Origin of the sequence: Mycobacterium sp., from assembly GCF_052145595.1 — a bacterium.
Classification (GTDB): Bacteria; Actinomycetota; Actinomycetes; order Mycobacteriales; family Mycobacteriaceae; genus Mycobacterium.
On the sequence record NZ_JBKQOI010000086.1, the window covers coordinates 1 to 16,757 of the forward strand.

At 68.1% G+C, this 16,757-nt stretch carries 16 protein-coding genes; 6 read left to right on the forward strand and 10 right to left on the reverse strand.

What is annotated here, in order from left to right; genetic code table 11:
• A partial coding sequence (locus ACLP4W_RS07080; RefSeq protein ID WP_442385433.1) for a PE family protein occupies window positions 1–1,298 on the reverse strand: 1,298 nt, incomplete at its 3' end.
• A 264-nt stretch (window positions 1,299–1,562) separates the two neighbouring features.
• Here ACLP4W_RS07080 and ACLP4W_RS07085 point away from each other — a divergent pair.
• On the forward strand, window positions 1,563–2,195 hold the full coding sequence (locus tag ACLP4W_RS07085; RefSeq protein WP_442385434.1) for an MBL fold metallo-hydrolase: 633 nt from the start codon (window positions 1,563–1,565) through the stop codon (window positions 2,193–2,195).
• An 83-nt stretch (window positions 2,196–2,278) separates the two neighbouring features.
• On the opposite strand, the gene ACLP4W_RS07090 is transcribed toward ACLP4W_RS07085, so the two are convergent.
• Genes ACLP4W_RS07090 through ACLP4W_RS07130 form a run of 9 tightly spaced genes read right to left on the reverse strand, consistent with a single transcriptional unit; the run spans window position 2,279 to window position 10,052 of the window.
• On the reverse strand, window positions 2,279–2,893 hold the full coding sequence (locus tag ACLP4W_RS07090; protein WP_442385435.1) for a TetR/AcrR family transcriptional regulator: 615 nt from the start codon (window positions 2,891–2,893) through the stop codon (window positions 2,279–2,281).
• Entirely contained in the window at window positions 2,890–3,960 is a 1,071-nt protein-coding gene (locus tag ACLP4W_RS07095) for a zinc-binding dehydrogenase (protein WP_442385436.1), read from the reverse strand. Before ACLP4W_RS07095 ends, ACLP4W_RS07090 begins: the two co-directional genes overlap by 4 nt.
• A 10-nt stretch (window positions 3,961–3,970) precedes the next feature.
• Window positions 3,971–5,140, reverse strand: coding sequence for a lipid-transfer protein (locus ACLP4W_RS07100; RefSeq protein ID WP_442385437.1), 1,170 nt, complete (start codon window positions 5,138–5,140; stop codon window positions 3,971–3,973).
• Entirely contained in the window at window positions 5,137–5,601 is a 465-nt protein-coding gene (locus tag ACLP4W_RS07105) for a MaoC family dehydratase (RefSeq protein WP_442385438.1), read from the reverse strand. Before ACLP4W_RS07105 ends, ACLP4W_RS07100 begins: the two co-directional genes overlap by 4 nt.
• Window positions 5,598–6,704, reverse strand: coding sequence for an acyl-CoA dehydrogenase family protein (locus ACLP4W_RS07110; protein ID WP_442385439.1), 1,107 nt, complete (start codon window positions 6,702–6,704; stop codon window positions 5,598–5,600). Before ACLP4W_RS07110 ends, ACLP4W_RS07105 begins: the two co-directional genes overlap by 4 nt.
• Window positions 6,705–6,712: 8 nt before the next feature.
• Window positions 6,713–7,111, reverse strand: coding sequence for a Zn-ribbon domain-containing OB-fold protein (locus ACLP4W_RS07115; RefSeq protein WP_442385440.1), 399 nt, complete (start codon window positions 7,109–7,111; stop codon window positions 6,713–6,715).
• Complete coding sequence (locus ACLP4W_RS07120) at window positions 7,111–7,659, reverse strand: MaoC family dehydratase (protein ID WP_442385441.1); 549 nt, start codon at window positions 7,657–7,659, stop codon at window positions 7,111–7,113. The genes ACLP4W_RS07115 and ACLP4W_RS07120 overlap by 1 nt, the downstream gene beginning before the upstream one ends.
• Window positions 7,656–8,867 (reverse strand): acyl-CoA dehydrogenase family protein, encoded by a 1,212-nt coding sequence (locus tag ACLP4W_RS07125; protein ID WP_442385442.1) that lies wholly within the window; start codon window positions 8,865–8,867, stop codon window positions 7,656–7,658. Before ACLP4W_RS07125 ends, ACLP4W_RS07120 begins: the two co-directional genes overlap by 4 nt.
• A gap of 3 nt (window positions 8,868–8,870) precedes the next feature.
• Window positions 8,871–10,052, reverse strand: coding sequence for a cytochrome P450 (locus ACLP4W_RS07130; RefSeq protein WP_442385443.1), 1,182 nt, complete (start codon window positions 10,050–10,052; stop codon window positions 8,871–8,873).
• 201 nt (window positions 10,053–10,253) lie between these two features.
• Here ACLP4W_RS07130 and ACLP4W_RS07135 point away from each other — a divergent pair, with 201 nt between their 5' ends.
• Genes ACLP4W_RS07135 through ACLP4W_RS07155 form a run of 5 tightly spaced genes read left to right on the forward strand, consistent with a single transcriptional unit; the run spans window position 10,254 to window position 16,678 of the window.
• Window positions 10,254–11,723 (forward strand): aldehyde dehydrogenase family protein, encoded by a 1,470-nt coding sequence (locus tag ACLP4W_RS07135; RefSeq protein ID WP_442385444.1) that lies wholly within the window; start codon window positions 10,254–10,256, stop codon window positions 11,721–11,723.
• Window positions 11,720–14,032, forward strand: a complete 2,313-nt coding sequence (locus ACLP4W_RS07140; RefSeq protein WP_442385445.1) for a CaiB/BaiF CoA transferase family protein — start codon at window positions 11,720–11,722, stop codon at window positions 14,030–14,032. The genes ACLP4W_RS07135 and ACLP4W_RS07140 overlap by 4 nt, the downstream gene beginning before the upstream one ends.
• A 47-nt stretch (window positions 14,033–14,079) precedes the next feature.
• Window positions 14,080–14,988: an alpha/beta fold hydrolase gene (locus ACLP4W_RS07145; RefSeq protein ID WP_442385446.1), complete on the forward strand. Its 909-nt coding sequence runs from the start codon at window positions 14,080–14,082 to the stop codon at window positions 14,986–14,988.
• Window positions 14,989–14,991: 3 nt separating this feature from the next.
• Window positions 14,992–16,410 (forward strand): acyl-CoA synthetase, encoded by a 1,419-nt coding sequence (locus ACLP4W_RS07150; protein WP_442385447.1) that lies wholly within the window; start codon window positions 14,992–14,994, stop codon window positions 16,408–16,410.
• 22 nt (window positions 16,411–16,432) lie between these two features.
• A complete protein-coding gene (locus tag ACLP4W_RS07155; protein WP_442385448.1) occupies window positions 16,433–16,678 on the forward strand; it encodes a hypothetical protein in 246 nt (81 codons plus the stop codon).
• Window positions 16,679–16,757: the final 79 nt, after the last annotated feature.

Below are 16,757 nucleotides of genomic sequence, written 5' to 3' on the forward strand. Positions count from 1 at the left end.
CCGCCGTTGCCGATCAACACGGCATTGCCACCGTCGCCGCCGTCACCAGAGGTTGCATGGAAGGTAAACCCGCCGGCACCGCCGGCACCACCCTTGCCGGTCAGCCCCGCCTTGCCGCCGTTCCCGCCGTTCCCGCCGTTGCCGTCGAAACCGGTACCACCGGTGCCGCCGAAGCCGCCGGAACCGGCGAGGATGCCGGCATTGCCGCCGGCCCCGCCGGCACCACCTTCGAAGACCTCACTGGTGGCGCCGGCGCCACCCGTCCCGCCGGAGCCGGCGAGGATGCCGCCATTGCCGCCGGCCCCCCCGGCTCCGCCGACACTAGACGCGCCCGTGGTGCTGAGACCCCCGGCGCCGCCCGTGCCGCCCGAACCGAATAGTCCGCCGGCGCCGCCGACCCCGCCGGTACCACCTCCGAAGACCTCACCGGCGCCGCCGGCGCCGCCGGAGCCGCCGATGCCGAACAATCCCGCGGACCCGCCGACCCCGCCGGAACCCCCGGCGTTGCCGAAGCCCCCGATTCCACCGGCGCCGGCGGTGCCGAACAATCCCGCGGCCCCGCCCAACCCGCCGGTACCCCCGGTAGCGCCGGCGCCGCCGGCACCGCCGGTGCCGGCCGTGCCGAACAATCCCGAGGCCCCGCCGGCCCCGCCGGTCCCGCCGACGTTGCCTGATGAGAGGCCGCCGTCCCCGCCGGCACCGCCACTGCCGATCAATATCCCGCCGTGCCCGCCGACCCCGCCGTTGCCGCCGTTGCTCGTTGAGATCCCACCGGTCCCGCCGGCACCGCCGTGGCCGAACAGCCCAGCGGCCCCGCCGTTACCGCCGTTTTGGCTGATCCCGCCGGAACCGCCGGCCCCGCCGTTGCCGATCAATATCCCGCCAGGCGCGCCGTCTTCCCCGGTCCCCGGGGCCCCGTTGGCGCCGTTGCCGATCAGCGGGCGCCCCAGCAACACCAAGGTGGGCGCGTTCACCACGTCGAGCAGACCCTGTTCCAGGATCTGCAAAGGCGAGGTACTGGCGGCCTCGGTGCTCGCATAGTTGTCCGCACCCGTGTTGAGGGCCTGCACAAACTGGTCATGAAAGGCCGCCGCCTGGCCGCTGAGCGCCTGAAACGCCTGTGCGTGGGCGCCGAACAGCGCCGCGATCTCCGCCGACACCTCGTCGGCGCCCGCGGCCACCACATCTATCGTCGGGACCGCCGCCGACGCGTTGGCCGCGGTGATCGCCGAACCGACGCTCGCCAAATCCGTTGCTACCGAAGCCAATGTCTCCGGGGCCGTGATCAGAAACGACATCTGGCACCTCTCGATACGTCATGACCAATATCCCATGCCGACCCAGCCGCCGTCTTGCCGACATCGACCAGCCGGCCTTAGCACTGTATCGCGATCCGCGGCGGCGCATCACCCGAATTCGCACACGACATCCAGGCGTAGCGTCTCGGCCATGAGCCTGGTTCGCGACGAGATGCCTGATCTCGGCATCACACCGCTTTCACGCTGGATCTTCAACTGTTACGTCCTGCGGAGCGGCGACGGCGTGGTGGTGGTCGACGCGGGTTGCCGCGGGTCACCGGCGATCTGGCACCCGTCCTGGATCGGCTCGGCGGAACCCTGCACGCCGTGGCGGCGACGCACGGCCACAGCGATCACGTCGCCGGTGCGGCGGCACTCGCCGCCCGATACGGCGCGCCAATCTGGTTGCCCGACACCACACTTAGTTATCTTGACGGAGCAAAACCGCGCACGCCGACCCCGGCCCGGGCCGCGAGCATCTGGCCTACCATGATCGACCAGCCGCTCGATCGAATCGGCGTGGCCGGGCTCCTCGGCGGTGCCCGGGTGGCGGGGTATGGCACACCGTTCGGTATGCGCTGGACGGGTCCCTCGCCCGCCGGTGGACTCGCCGATGGCCAGCCGCTGCCCGGCGCGCCGGAGTGGACCGTGATCAACGCGAGCGGTCACACCGACGACAGCATCGCGCTGTGGAATCCGACGACGCGGACGCTGCTGTCTGGTGACGCCGTGCTGACCGTGCGCGGCAAGGCCTGGCACACACCGGAAATCGTCGACGCGTCAAGCGCCGCCGCCACCCGCGAGCGTCTCGAGGAGCTACCGGTCGCGCATCTGCTGCCCGGCCACGGCCGACCGGTTCATAGTGCCGAAACCGTTTGGCCCCAACAGCGTCGCTGAGTGTGCGCTGGGGGCCGGAAAGTCGCCCAAATCCCGCCCTGGGCGCACACTCGACGCCCACGATGCACACCCGAAGACCGGCACTAACCGCGGCGGGGCCGCGGGCGATCGCCGGCGAAGCCGCGGACCACGTGGGCCCGCACGAACTCGGCGACGACTTCGGGATCGTCCATGTCGACGGTCGACGACGGCGTGCTGAAGAGCGAGAAGAGTATTCGCGCGAACCACTCGCCGGCGGCCCCGACGTCGAGGTCCTTGCGAACCTCTCCGGTGAGCCTGGCGGCGGAGAGATAGGGCGCGAAGAAGTCGACGCACTCGCGCAGCAACACCGCGGCGTCTTTGGTCAGCAGCAGGCTGATCGCGTCCTCGTCAAAGTACTTCTCGGAGGCGATGACCCGCCGCGCCTGGGTCACGAACACCGCCGCGCGGCTCAGCTTGTCCTCGAGTGAGCTGCCCTGGTCCATCGCCTGGGACACCTCGCGATAGAACTGCTCGGAGGCGTGCTCGGCGCATGCCTCGATGATCGCGCCCTTGTCGCTGAAGTACTCGTAAATGGTGCTGCGTGAAACGCCGGCCGCCCTGGCGATGTCGACGATCGTCGCCTTCTGCAGTCCCTGCTTGCGGAAGCAGGCATACGCGGACTCCACGATGAGGTCGCGGGTGTCGGTCGCCTGGGTGAAAGCGGAGGCCTGCGTCATGGCACCAACGCCCCCCTGGGCACCAGCCCGGCATCGGCGGACGCGAAGGCGTCGTTGATGTCGGCGAGATGGAACGGCTTGGGCATCAGCCGGCCGAACGGAAAGTCAGTGTGCTGCAGGAAGGACAGGCCGATCGCCAGCGTGACCGGGTCGTAAAGCATGACGCCGCGCACGGACTTGTTGCCATAGACCAGGGCGCTCGGGTCGAGCTCAAACGTGCGCCCCATCCCGATGTTGCCGACCTCGAGCAGCGTGCCGCCGTTGTTGAGGAAGCCGACGGCGTCGGGGATGACGCCCGGCACCCCGACGACCTCGAGCACCCAGTCGGCGCCGATGCCGTCGGTGTGTTCACGGACCCGCTCCGTCACCTCGAAAGTCGAGATATCGCTCGCGTCGATGCAATATGTGGCGCCGAAATCGGATGCGACATCGAGTCGTTCGGCGATCTTGTCGATGACGATGACAGCAGCCGCACCCGCGGTGCGCGCCACGGCGGCGGCGTTGATGCCCAGCCCGCCCGCGCCCTGGATGACGACGGTGTCGCCCAGCCGCACGTCTCGCAGCGCGAACAGTACCTGGGCCAGAGCACAATTCAGCGGCGCGACGGCTTCGTCGGCAAGGTCCTCGGGCACCTTGTACAACGGCTGGCGCCGACTGGTGTAGTAGTACTCACCGTGCGCGGCGACGAAATGCGGCTGCTGGTCGTGGGTGCGGTATTCGCCGGCCATCAGGTTCTGGCACGCGTGTGACCGCCCCCGCGCGCAGGCGTGGCACTGCCCGCAGGTCCAAAAGTACGGTGTAACGACGCGGTCGCCGACCGCCAGCGGCTTGCCGGTCGCGTCGGTGGTGAGCCCCTCGCCGAGTTCGGCTATCTCGCCGACCATTTCGTGACCCAAGGCGAAGGGGCACGGCAACGGCAGCTCGCCGCGGAAGATGTGCAGGTCGGATCCGCAGATCCCTGCCATCCGCAGCTTGAGCGCCGCGGTTCCCGGCGCGGGCGCGGAGAGCGGAAATTCGGCCAGTTCGATCGGCCCCCCGGGTGCGGTCAATACCGCGAGCTTGGGCATGAGCTCCCCCCTAATCGGCAGGTGCGAGGATCAGGCCGCTGGTAGGCACGCCGGTTCCCGACGTGACCAGCACGTGCTCGACGCTGTCGACCTGGTTGTGGGACGTGCCGCGCACCTGACGCACTCCTTCGGTGATGCCGTTCATCCCGTGGATGTAGGCCTCACCGAGCAGACCGCCATTGGTGTTGATCGGAAATTCCCCACCGAGCGAGAGCCGTTCGACGGTGGCGAAGTCCTTGGCTTCACCGCGCCCGCAGAAGCCGAGCTCCTCAAGCTGGGTGAACACGAACGGCGTGAAATGGTCGTAGATGAAGGCGGTTTGGATGTCTTGCGGTTTGAGACCCGAATCGCGCCACAGCTGGTTGGCGACCACACCCATCTCCGGCAGACCGGTGATGTCGTCGCGGTAGTAGCTGGTCATCATCTCGCCGTTGTGGGCCGCGCCCTGCGCGGCCGCAGTGATGATCGCCGGCGGCTGCCGCAGGTCGCGGGCGCGTTCGGCGCTGGTTACGACGAGCGCGACCCCGCCGTCGCTTTCCTGGCAGCAATCCAGCAGTCGCAGCACGGGTTCGACGATCCAGCGCGAATTCTGGTGGTCCTCCAACGTGATTGGGCGCTGGTAGAACCAGGCGTCGGGATTGCGGGCCGCGTGTGCGCGGTCGACGACGGCGATCCGACCGAAGTCCTCGTTGGTCACCCCGTAGGTCGACATGTACCGCTGGGCGTGCAACGCGACCCAGGCTGCGGGAGTGAGCAATCCGAATGGCGCGTAGTGCGCCATGAACAGCGGTGTCTCGGCGCTGGTGCGGCCGCTGCCACCGAACCGGAAGCCGGAACGTTCGTTGAATGCGCGCCAGCACACCACCACGTCGGCGACGCCGGTGGCCACGGCCATGGCCGCGTGCACGACGGTGCCGGCGGCGGCACCGCCACCATGGTGTACGCGGGAGAAGAAGCTCAGATCGCCGATGCCCACGTTGCGAGCGATGTCGATCTCGTCGCTGGCGTCCATGGTGAAGGTGACCATGCCGTCGACGTCGCCGGGCGCCAGGCCGGCGTCGTCAAGCGCGGCACTGACTGCCTCACAGGCCAATTGGAGCTCGCTGCGCCCGGACTCCTTGGAGAACTCGGTCTGGCCGATGCCCACGATGGCGCAGCTGCCGGGCAGCGAGCGGCTCATGCGCCGGCCCCGTCGAGCAGGCTGAGCACCGCGGTCCCGGAGACGTGATCGCCAAGGCTGTTGGAGCCCTTGAACGTCACTTCGACGAAGTTCTCAGCCGTCGTCGGCCCTGCTGGGCCCCTAGTCTTGCCGGTCACGCTGCCGGCGAAGTGCAGCGGGTCGTCGGGGAAGCACGGCACGCCGAGGCGGATCGACAGGTTCTTCACCATCGCTTCGGGTCCGGCCCAGTCGGTGAGGAAGCGCACGCAGTACCCATTGGTGGTCAGGATGTTCATGAACAGGTTGGGTGAGCCCTGCTTGTTGGCGTAGTCCCGGTCGTGGTGCACCGGCATGAAATCACGCGATGCGATTGCGCCCGCCACGATCATCGTTGTGGTGATGGGGATCTCGAGCGGGGTCACCTCGTCGCCGACGTTGATGTCGGCCCACTTGAGTGTGGTGCGGTTCTTGGCGGTCGTCATCGGATTCCTTCCGGATAGGTGCTGCCGATACTGGCAAGCTGCGCAGTGGCGGGACCGAGGGTGAGCTCGTTGTGCTTGGCCCATAGGAAGTAGCGGTGCAGCGGATAGGTGACGTCTATCCCGATGCCGCCGTGGACGTGTTGGGTGCTGGCGGCGACCCGGGCGCCGGCCTCGGAGGCCCAGAACTTCGCGATGCGGGCCGCCCGGTCCGCGGGATGTCCCCGCGCGATGAGCCAGGCCGCATGCCAGGTGGTCCATCGGATCGCTTCGACGTCGATGAAGGCGTCGGCCAGTCGCTGCTGCACCGCCTGGAAGCTGCCGATGGGTCGCCCGAACTGCTCACGGCCGCTGGTGTATTCGGCCGCGATGCGCAAGGCCCGCTCGGAGACGCCGAGCTGAATCGCGCACAGGCCCACCAGCGCCCGCGTGTACAGCGACTCGATCGCGCCGTCGAGCCGGTCCTGCGCGGAAACTATTGCACCATCCAGGAATACGTCCGCGTGCGGTTCACGGTTGGTGGTCACAACCGGCCGGATCTCAACGCCGTGCGCATCGCAGGGCAGCAGGAACAGGCCGACTTCACCATCGTCTATAGAGGCGGGCACCACCACGGTGTCGGCGAGCTGGGCGGCCGGCACCAGCTCTTTGGCCCCCTCCAGTCGCCAGTTCGGGCCGTCGCGAAGGGCTTTGGTGGATGGACTCATCGGATCGGAGCGGCCGTGCTCTTGCAGGCCGGCGCTCAGGATACGGGTTCCCGCGACGACGCCGGGCAGGAACCGTCGCCGTTGCTCCGGGCTTCCGTGCCGGGCGATCGGGTCGGCGCCGAGCACGAGCGTCGCATAAGCGGGCACCGGTGCGACGCTCCAGCCCACCTCGGCCAGCAGCACCCCGAGCTCCACGAAGCCGCCGTCGTTCCCGCCGACCGCGTCCGGCAGCGCCGTGCCCAACAGGTCGGCGGCCGCAAGCTCCCTCCACAGCGTTGCGTCATACCGGGTCTCGCCAGCCTCCAGTTCGGTCAGCCGTTCGGCGGTAGCCCGGCGCTCGAAGATTTCGCGGGCGAGTTTGGCGATCGTCTCCTGCTCTTCGGTGAACGTGAAATCCATCGCGCCACCTACTGACGAGGCCGGAACTGGTGCAGGACAAGGTCGTTATCGAAGGCCTGGTAGTAGACCTCGACCAGCATCCCGACCGTGACGTCGGCGGGGTCGATGCCGCACAGGTTCGACACCAGCCGCACCCCTTCGTCGAGCTGCACCAGCGCCACGATGTAGGGATAGTCGAAGAACGGGAACCGGGGTTCGTGCGGCATCACGTAGCTGTAGACGGTGCCGCGGCCCGACGACTCGATCGCCTCCCACTGCAGGGAACGGCAGTGGGGACACATGGGGCGGGGCGGGTGGCGCAGCGCCCCGCATCCGCTGCAGCGCTGGATCAGCAGTTTGTGCTCGCGCAAGCCGTTCCAGAAGAACTCGGTGTCCGGGCTGATCGCCGGCGCCAGGCGGGAGGCCATCAGCGCGCCGGCCTGAATCGCAACACGCGGAATCGCTGCCGCCCCAGCACCTCGCCGTTCTGGTCGAAGTAGGTGATCAGCCAGGTCAAAAAGAAGCCGGTGCCCAGCGCCGTCTTCTTCTCGTCGGAGACGTCCTCGAACACCGACGTCGCGCTGATGACATCGCCCAGCCGGGGATAGCGTTCGATCTCGAACTCCGAGTTGGTCGCCACCGTGCTGGTGTACCCGGCCTCATCGAGGAACGCGGTTGGGTTGCTGAGGATCTCGACGGGGGCCCCGCCCCGATCGCCGATCCCCTCGAGCTTCGGGGACGGCATCGTCCAGGTCTGCAGCATGACCGGCGGCGACACGATGCCGCCGAACCGCGACGCCGCCGCGAACTCCGGATCGAGGTAGACGGGGTTCATGTCGTCGAGGGCGTGGGCCCAGTGCCGGATCATCGGTTGGTTGACCGGATCCGGTGCCACCGAGGGCTTTCCGGTCCCGCCGGTGGGTTGGCCGACGAGCGCGCGTAGCTTCGCGTGCACCTCGGAATCTTGGTCGGTCATGATCCTCCTGGTTTCTGCTGGGCCCGAAGGTCGCGGGGCGCCCTCGGCATCCCCAACCCTGCCATGGCGATGATGTCACGCTGGATCTCGTTGGCGCCGCCGCCGAACGTGTTGATGACCGCCCATCGATATGCGGATTCCAGGGCGCCGCGCAGCGGTGCATCGTCGCCGCGACGCACCCCGTTGTGGTCCAGCACTTCGAGTAGCTGACGGGCGACCTGCTGGGTCAGTTCGGTACCGAACACCTTCGCGGCCGATGCTTCTCCCATGTCGAGCACGCCCTTCGTCATCGCCGCGTTGATCCGCGTGTTGACGAGTTTGTACGCGGCGATCTGCGCCTCAACCCTGGCGAGGGCGAGCCGCACCCAGGGCCGGTCGATGACGCGGCCACCGTCGAGCTCGGTGTTAGTGGCCCAGTCCAAGGTCTTCTCGAAAAGCGGCTCGAGCGCGCCGAGATTGCCCAGGGCCGCGCGTTCGAAGTTCAACTGGGTGGTGATCAGTTGCCACCCCTGGTTTTCACCGGCCACGATGGCGCTCGCCGGGACCCGGACGTCGTCGTAGAACGTGTAGAAGGTGGAGATGCCCGGCATCGTGTGCAGCGGCTGCCAGGAGAACCCGGGCGACGAGGTGGGCACGATGAAGATGGAAATCCCCTTGTGCTTCTTGACGTTCGGGTCGGTGCGCGCGGCCAGCCAGATGTAATCGGCGTACGCGGCGCCGCTGGTGAACATCTTCTGGCCGTTGATCACCCATTCCGCGTCCGGGTCGGAGCCGTCGCGCACCGCGGTGGTGCGCAGCGACGCCAGGTCGCTGCCCGCCTCCGGCTCGGAGTATCCGATCGCGAACTCCACGCTGCCGTCGAGAATCGCCGGGAGGAATTTCTGCTTCTGCTCCTCGGTGCCGCACTGCATCAGGGTGGGACCGACCGTGTTGAGCGTCACCAGCGGGATCGGAGCACTGACCCGCTGTGCTTCTTCGGCGAAGATGAACTGCTCGATTGCCGAGAAACCGCGTCCGCCATACTCTTTGGGCCAACCGACACCCAGCAGCTTCGACGCAGCCAGGGCGCGTATGCATTCCCGCACTTCGGGCCCGCCCTCCATGCGTGCGCTGAGCGCCATGGCGCGTTCGGGCGTCATCACCTTTTCCAGCGCGGCGCGGATCTCGGCACGCAGCTGCTGTTGCTCGGGCGTGTAGTCGAGTTCCATGACTCAGCTGGCCGTCCCGAGCCGCACCGGCATCCGCTTGACGCCGGGCACCATCGTGGCGCGCATCCGGTCCACCTCGCCGACCAGCTCCAGCTTGGGAAACCGCCGCAGCAGCTCGTCGAACATCACCGAGGCCTCCAGGCGCGCCAATTGCGCACCAACGCAAGAGTGTTCACCGCAGCCGAACGCGATGTGCGGATTCGGGTGGCGGGTCACCCTGAATTCCTCGGAGTCGGCGCCGAAGATGTCCTCGTCGCGGTTGGCGGACCCGTACAGCATCACTACTGTGTCGCCTTCGGCGATCAGCTGCCCGCGGATCTCGACGTCGGCCGTCGCGGTGCGGGCCATGTGCACCACCGGGCTGTTCCAGCGCAACATCTCTTCGACGGCGCCCGGGATCAGCGACCGATCCTCGACCAGCAGCCGGCATTGGTCGGGGTGCGCGATCAGTGCCAGGCTGCCCAGCGCGATGAGATTGCGGGTGGTTTCGTTGCCGGCGACCAGCAGCAGGAACGCGAAATTGAGCAAGTCTTCGTCGGTAAGCCGGACTCCGTCGATCTCCGCGCCGGCCAGAACCGACAGCAGGTCATCGCGCGCATCGGTGCGCCTCGCCGCGATCAGCTTCTGGAAGTACTCGAAAAGCTGCCCCATCGCCACGAAGGGGTCGAGTTCGATCTCAGGGTCGGCGGTTCCGGTCGCGGCGTCCGACCAGGCCCGGAATTGCTCCCAGTCGTCGGGCGGGGCGCCGATGAGCTCGGCGATCATCCGGGTGGGCAGGGGAGCGGCGATCGCTTCGGCAAACTCGTGGACGGAATCGGGTTGTACGTCATCGAGGATGCCCCGCGCGATCTCGCGGATTTTCGGCTCGAGGACGGCCACCCGCCGCCGGGTGAACCCCGAGTTGATCAGCTTGCGCATCTGCCGGTGCCGCGGCGGGTCGGTGAAGATCAGGCTGCCCGGCTGGACCGGGCTCGGCTGTTGGGGATCGGGGATGGTGATGCCCTTGGTGGACGAGAACAGCGCCGGGTTGCTCGACACGAAGCGGATGTCCTCGTACTTCAGCAGGGCCCAGAAGTTGGTGACGTCGTTCCTGCACACCGGCGACGCGGCGCGCAACTCCCGGTACACCGGGTACGGGTCGCCCGCGTAGAAGTCGGGGGAGTGCAGTGGAAAAGTAGTCCGCACGGCCAACCTCCCTGAACGGACGATCCGACAGATCGTCGCAATATGTCTTGCGACGTTGTGTCTACTCTCGGCCGACCGTCCCTGTCAATATGTCCGCAACGCGCTGAAATAGAGGAAAATTCGCCGTATTGATGATTGACGGCAGAGACACAGGGGTGTACACCAAGTGGTTAGGTGACCGACATTCGGGTAAGGAAGCACATGGCCGAGCTACAACCTCCGGGACCACTTGTCGACACTTACCAGCTCTACATCGACGGCAAATGGGTCGAACCGGAGTACGGTCGCTACGACGACATCGACCCCGCCACCGAAAAGACCATCGCCGCCGCACCCGACGCCAGCGTCGCGCAGGTCGGCCAGGCGATCGCCGCCGCGCGCCGCGCTTTCGACAGCGGGCCGTGGGCAACCACGAGCCCCGAGGAGCGGGCGGGTTGCCTCAACCAACTCGGCGACGCGCTGCTGAAACACGCCGACGAGTTCTTCGCGCTCTCGCAGGTCGAGTGGGGTTGCACCGCCAATGAGCGGATGATGCAGATCGACGGCGCCGGATACATGTCGATGCATGCGGCCCAACTCGCCACCAAGTTGACCGACGAGCCGATCACCGGTGTGGGCGCCGGAACGACGCTGCTGCGGCGCGAGCCGCTCGGCGTCGTATCCATCCTGACGCCGTGGAACTTCCCGCACTGCCTCAACGTCATGAAGCTGAACAACGCTCTGGCCGCGGGCAATACCGTCGTGCTCAAGCCCTCGCCGCTGACGCCGCTCGCCGGGCTCGCGCTCGCGCGCGTCATCGACGAAGAAACCGACATCCCGCCCGGGGTGGTCAATGTCGTCACGCCGTCGGGTCTCGAGGCCGCCCGGCTGCTCACCACCGATCCGCGCATCGACATGGTCAGCTTCACCGGCAGCTCGGCCGTCGGCTGTGAGGTCATGCGGGCCGCGGGCGACGCGATGAAGCGGCTGTTGTTGGAGTGCGGCGGAAAGTCGGCGAGCATCGTGCTCGACGACGTGCAAGTGACCGACGAGATGCTGCGGCAGATGCTGTTCGACTGCTGCTCGCTGCACGCCGGGCAGGCCTGCATCCTGCACAGCCGGCTCCTTCTTCCCGACTCACTACACGACGACGTCGTCGACCGCCTCGCCGCCCTCGCCCGTGACGTGAAAGTCGGCGACCCGAAGGATCCAGAAACGCAGATGGGCCCGCTGATCAGCGCCGCGCAGCGAGACCGCGTCCAGGCGCATGTGGATGGTGCGGTCACCGACGGGGCGAAACTGGCGACCGGCGGCGGTCGTCCGGCCGGTTTGGGTGTCGGCTTCTACTTCGAACCGACGATCCTCACCGACGTCGACCCGGATTCGACCATCGCCCAGGAGGAGGTGTTCGGGCCGGTGCTATCGGTGCTGCGGTACCGCGACGACGACGACGCGGTAGCAATCGCAAATAATTCGCGCTACGGACTTTCCGGCGCCGTGTGGGGCACCGACGTGGGCCGGGCCGTCGGCGTTGCCCGCCGCATTCGCACAGGTCAGGTCGCCGTCAATGGCATCGGTCCTGGTGACGCGCCGTTCGGCGGCTTCAAACTGAGCGGATTCGGCCGGGAGAGCGGCGGCGTCAGCGGCCTGCACCAGTACATGGAGGTGAAGGCCATCGGGATCCCCGCATGACGGGACCCCTCACCGGGCTCCACGTCGTCGAACTCGCCACCGAGATCTCAGGTCCTTACGCCGCAAAGCTTTTCGTCGACCTCGGCGCCGAGGTCACCAAAATCGAGCCGCCCGTCGGCGACCCGCTGCGCCGCTGGGGCCCGTTCCCTGGGGGACCTCGCAAGCCGCAGCGCTGCGGACTGTTCGAGTACCTCAACGCCGGTAAGCGCGGTGCCACCCTGGATTTGGGCCGGCCCGACGACCTGGCGGCCGCCCGCGAGCTCATCGCGGGGGCGCATTTGCTGGTCGAGGATTTCGCGCCCGGGACGCTGGAGGGCTGGGGTCTGGACCCGGACACCCTGGGCCGTGGAAACCCAGACCTGGTGCTGCTCAGGATTTCTGCTTTCGGCCAGAGCGGGCCGTGGCGTGATCGGCGGGCCACGCCGCTGACCCTGCAGGCGGCATCGGGGTGGATCAGCGCCAGGGATCCGGAGCGCCCGCCCGTCCAGGTCGGCGCCCGAATCCAGGAGTACGTTGCGGGTGCCTACGCCGCGCTCGGTGCGCTGACCGCGCTGCGGCTGCAGCCCGCCGGCGGTGTCAGGCAAGTCGACGTCTCCCAGTTGGAGGCGCTGCTGTCGACGCTGCCGTATCCGATGCTGATGGCGCAGCGGATGCAACGCTTGGGCCTGCCCGCGAACCTGCGGTCGGCCCCGATGCTCGGGGTCGTGCGGGCCGCCGACGGGTGGGTGGGGATCAACTGCCTGACGGGTCAGCACTGGCTGGACGTGTGCGCGATGCTCGGCCTGCCCGAGTACGGCGAGCAGCAGATCGCGATCATGATGGGCGGCCCCGAGCGCGAAGAATTCTCCGCGAAGGCGCGGCCGTTGCTCGCCGAGCAGACCGTCTCCGAGATCGTCGAACTCGGCCAGGCGCTGCGCATTCCGACCGCGCCGGTCAACGACGGCGCCACCGTGCTGGACTGTCCGCAGTACGCCAAGCGCGGATTCTTCGTCGCAGCGGGTGGACCCGGCTCATCGTTCCAGCGCCCCGGGCCGGCGTTCAGGTTCTCCAAAACCCCGGTGGCGTGGCCTCTTCCGGCACCGTGCCTGGGTACGCGGCCCGAGCGGTGGGCCACCGATGCCCGATCGCCTTCGCCGACGGAGGGCTCGCCGCCTTTCTCCGGGCTGCGGGTGCTCGACCTGACGACGTTCTGGGCCGGGGCGTACCTGACCTGCTACCTGGGCGCGTTCGGCGCCGACATCGTCAAGGTCGAGTCGATCCAACGGCCCGACGGGCATCGCTATTCGGGGGCCTTCGCCTACGAGGGCGATGACTGGTACGAGCGCAGCCCCATCTGGCAGGGCACCAACCTCAACAAGCGCGACCTCACGCTCGACCTGACCTCGCCGCGGGGCCGCGACATCGCCCGTCGGCTGGTCGCGCGGGCCGACGTCGTCGTCGAGAACTTCTCGCCGCGAGTGGTAGAGCAGTTCGGCTTGGACTACGAGTCGCTGGTGGCGCTGAACCCCGGCGTGATCGCTGTGCGGATGCCGGGGTACGGCCTGCAGGGCCCGTGGCGCGACTATGTCGGCTGGGCGCTGAACTTCGAGCAGACCTCGGGGATGTCGGCGGTCACCGGATACGCCGAGGGGCCGCCGTGCAACCCGCAGGGGCCGGCCGATCCGATCGTCGGCGTGCACGCGGGGGTCGCACTGCTGGCCGCGCTCGAGCACCGGAGCCGCACCGGCGCGGGTCAGCTGATCGAGATCGCGCAGATCGAAGTCGCGGCGTGCGTGACCGCCGAGCCGGTGATCGAGTACTCGATGAACGGTGTCGTGCGTGCGCGGGAAGGCAACCGCCGGCGCGGCTACCTCCAGGGCGTCTACCCGACCAGCGCGGACGGAGTGTGGGTGGCCGTGTCGCTGTGCGACGACGGGTCACCGCAGGTCGACCATGACGTGTTCGACGACCTGGTCGCCGCCTGGACCCGCACGCAGACTGCGGCTATGATCGTGGAAACCCTTCGGGCACAGGGCATCCCGGCCGAACAAGTGATCACTGGCGACCAGATGTACGACAGAGACTTCATCGGAGCTCAGCTCGACGCGCGCGGATTCTACGAGGAGCTCGCGCATCCGATTACCGGACCACACCGCTATCCCGGCTGGCCGTTTCGCATCACCCCCGGGCCGGGCCGCCACCACCGCACCGCCCCCCCAACGCTGGGCCAGCACAACGACGAGATCCTGCGCGGGATTGGCTTTTCCGGGGACGAGCTCGCCACCCTGCGAGCCGAACGGGTCATCGGTGAGCGGCCGCTGAACGCGTAGGCTGTGAGTCTTTTGCAAACGGCGCATCACATGCAAAGCTCTCGGGCATGGTCCTCGCGATTGCCCGCCCCAAGCTCGAAGGAAACATCGCGGTCGGGGAGGACCGCGAAATCAGTTTTGCCGAGTTCGGCGCGCCGCAGGGGCGCGCGGTCTTCTGGCTGCACGGAACTCCCGGTACCCGCCGCCAGATCCCGGCCGAGGCCCGGGTCCATGCCGAACACCACAACATCCGTCTGATCGGCATCGACCGGCCCGGCATCGGCTCGTCGACACCACACCGGTACGAGAACATCGCTGCGTTCGCCGACGACCTGCGCGCCATCGCCGACACGCTCGGGATCGACAAGATGGCCGTCGTCGGCCTGTCCGGTGGTGGTCCGTACGCGCTTGCGTGCGCGGCGGGCATGCCCGACCGGGTGGTTACCGTCGGCGTGCTAGGCGGGGTGGCGCCCACGCACGGCCCCGACGCGATCAGCGGCGGTGCGATGAAACTTGGTCTGCGGGTTGCGCCGTGGCTGAAGTTCGGGGGTAACCCGCTGCGGCTCGGCGCCAGCCTGTTGGTCCAGGCGGCCCGGCCGGTCGCGTCCCCCGCGCTGGACATCTATGCGCTGCTTTCCCCGCAAGCTGACCGTCATCTGCTGACCCGCCCCGAGTTCAAGGCGATGTTTCTCGACGACTTGCTCAACGGCAGCCGCAAGCAGCTGGCCGCGCCGTTCAACGACATCATCTTGTTCGCCCGCGACTGGGGATTCTCGCTCGACGAGGTGAAAGTCCCGGTTCGCTGGTGGCACGGCGATCACGACCACATCATCCCGTTCTCCCACGGCGAGCACGTCGTCTCCCTGCTACCCGATGCGGAGCTGTTCCACCTGCCGGAAGAAAGTCATCTCGCCGGGCTGGGCCGTGGCGAGGAGATCCTGTCCACCTTGATGAAGATCTGGGACGAGCAGGCCTGACTCGTGCTGCTGGCATCGCTGAACCCCTCGGACGTCACCGCGACCGACATCGCGGACGCCGTGCGGATCGACGGCGCGGTGCTGAGCCGCAGCGACTTGGTCGGTGCCGCAACGTCGGTGGCCGAGCGCGTCGCCGGCGCGGACCGGGTCGCGGTCCTGGCCACGCCGACCGCGTCGACGGTGCTGGCGATCTCCGGCTGCCTGATCGCCGGCGTGCCCTTCGTTCCGGTGCCCTCCGACGTCGGCGTGGCCGAACGCCGGCACATCCTCACCGACTCGCACGCGCAGGCCTGGCTGGGCCCCGTGCCCGATCAGCCAGAAGGGCTGCCGCACATCCCGGTTCGATTGCACGCGCGTTCCTGGCACCGCTATCCCGAGCCGTCCGCCGATGCCACCGCGATGGTCATCTACACCTCGGGCACCACCGGGCTGCCCAAGGGTGTGGTGTTGAGCCGGCGGGCGGTCGCCGCCGACCTGGACGCGCTGGCGCAGGCCTGGCAGTGGACGGCCGACGACGTCCTGGTGCATGGATTGCCGCTGTTTCACGTGCACGGGCTCGTGCTGGGCTTGCTCGGGTCGCTGCGGATGGGAAATCGCTTCGTGCACACCGGAAAACCGACACCGGCCGGCTATGCCCAGGCCTGTGTCGAGGCCGGGGGCACCCTGTATTTCGGGGTCCCCACGGTGTGGTCGCGGGTGGTGGCCGACGAGGCGGCCGCCCGGGCGCTGCGTCCGGCGCGGCTACTGGTGTCCGGGAGCGCGCCGCTGCCGGTGCCGGTGTTCGACCGGGTGGCCGGGCTCACCGGGCACCGGCCCATCGAACGCTACGGCGCTTCGGAATCGCTGATCACCGTCTCGACGCGGGCGGACGGCGAGCGGCGTGCGGGCTGGGTGGGTCTGCCGGTGGCCGGCGTGGAGACCAGACTGGTCGGCGATGACGGCGGACCGGTGCCGCACGACGGGGAATCCGTTGCAAGGCTTCAGGTTCGCGGCCCGACGTTGTTCGATGGGTATCTGAATCGACCGGAAGCCACCGCAGAGGTGTTCGACGACGACGGCTGGTATCGGACCGGCGACGTCGCGATTGTCGACAGTGGCGGGATGCACCGCATCGTGGGGCGTGAGTCGGTCGACTTGATCAAGACGGGCGGATATCGAGTCGGCGCAGGCGAAATCGAAACGTCACTGCTCGGGCACCCGGGCGTGCAGGAGGCGGCGGTCGTCGGGCTGCCCGACGAGGACCTGGGCCAGCGCATCGTCGCATTCGTCGTCGGCTCCGGACTCGACGCCGACGAGCTGATCAACTATGTCGCGCGAGAGCTTTCGGTGCACAAGCGGCCACGTGAGGTGCGCATCGTGGACACGCTGCCCCGCAACGCGATGGGCAAGGTGCTCAAGAAGCAGTTGCTATCCAAGGGCTGACCGCCACCTAGCCGTCGCGAGCGTGCACAGTTGTACGGCTGATCCGGCGTGTCGCCGTACAGACACGCACGCTCGCGACCGGTCACCCGTCGGCTACGACGTGACCGCGCGGCTGGGGGCGGCGGCCGCCTTGGACCGGGCGATCCGTGAGCGCATCGGCGACGCCGGCCTCGACCAGCTGTACAAGGTGCTCGAGGCCGTCGGCGAAGTTTCCCGGGAGAAGGCCGAGTTCGAGCCCGCCAACTTCTACCGCGCGCCCAATCTCTAGTGAAGGCGACACGCAGGATGTTGTCAGCTTTTCCATCGAGCGCGACCGCGAACCTTCACCTACCGTCGTAGACGTGAAT

Bases quoted from the DNA above. Each gene is read 5' to 3' on its own strand.
- ACLP4W_RS07090 (WP_442385435.1), bottom strand. From the start codon at position 2,893: ATGACGCAGGCCTCCGCTTTCACCCAGGCGACCGACACCCGCGACCTC.
- ACLP4W_RS07095 (WP_442385436.1), bottom strand. From the start codon at position 3,960: ATGCCCAAGCTCGCGGTATTGACCGCACCCGGGGGGCCGATCGAACTG.
- ACLP4W_RS07100 (WP_442385437.1), bottom strand. From the start codon at position 5,140: ATGAGCCGCTCGCTGCCCGGCAGCTGCGCCATCGTGGGCATCGGCCAG.
- ACLP4W_RS07105 (WP_442385438.1), bottom strand. From the start codon at position 5,601: ATGACGACCGCCAAGAACCGCACCACACTCAAGTGGGCCGACATCAAC.
- ACLP4W_RS07110 (WP_442385439.1), bottom strand. From the start codon at position 6,704: ATGGATTTCACGTTCACCGAAGAGCAGGAGACGATCGCCAAACTCGCC.
- ACLP4W_RS07115 (WP_442385440.1), bottom strand. From the start codon at position 7,111: ATGGCCTCCCGCCTGGCGCCGGCGATCAGCCCGGACACCGAGTTCTTC.
- ACLP4W_RS07120 (WP_442385441.1), bottom strand. From the start codon at position 7,659: ATGACCGACCAAGATTCCGAGGTGCACGCGAAGCTACGCGCGCTCGTC.
- ACLP4W_RS07125 (WP_442385442.1), bottom strand. From the start codon at position 8,867: ATGGAACTCGACTACACGCCCGAGCAACAGCAGCTGCGTGCCGAGATC.
- ACLP4W_RS07135 (WP_442385444.1), top strand. From the start codon at position 10,254: ATGGCCGAGCTACAACCTCCGGGACCACTTGTCGACACTTACCAGCTC.
- ACLP4W_RS07140 (WP_442385445.1), top strand. From the start codon at position 11,720: ATGACGGGACCCCTCACCGGGCTCCACGTCGTCGAACTCGCCACCGAG.
- ACLP4W_RS07145 (WP_442385446.1), top strand. From the start codon at position 14,080: ATGGTCCTCGCGATTGCCCGCCCCAAGCTCGAAGGAAACATCGCGGTC.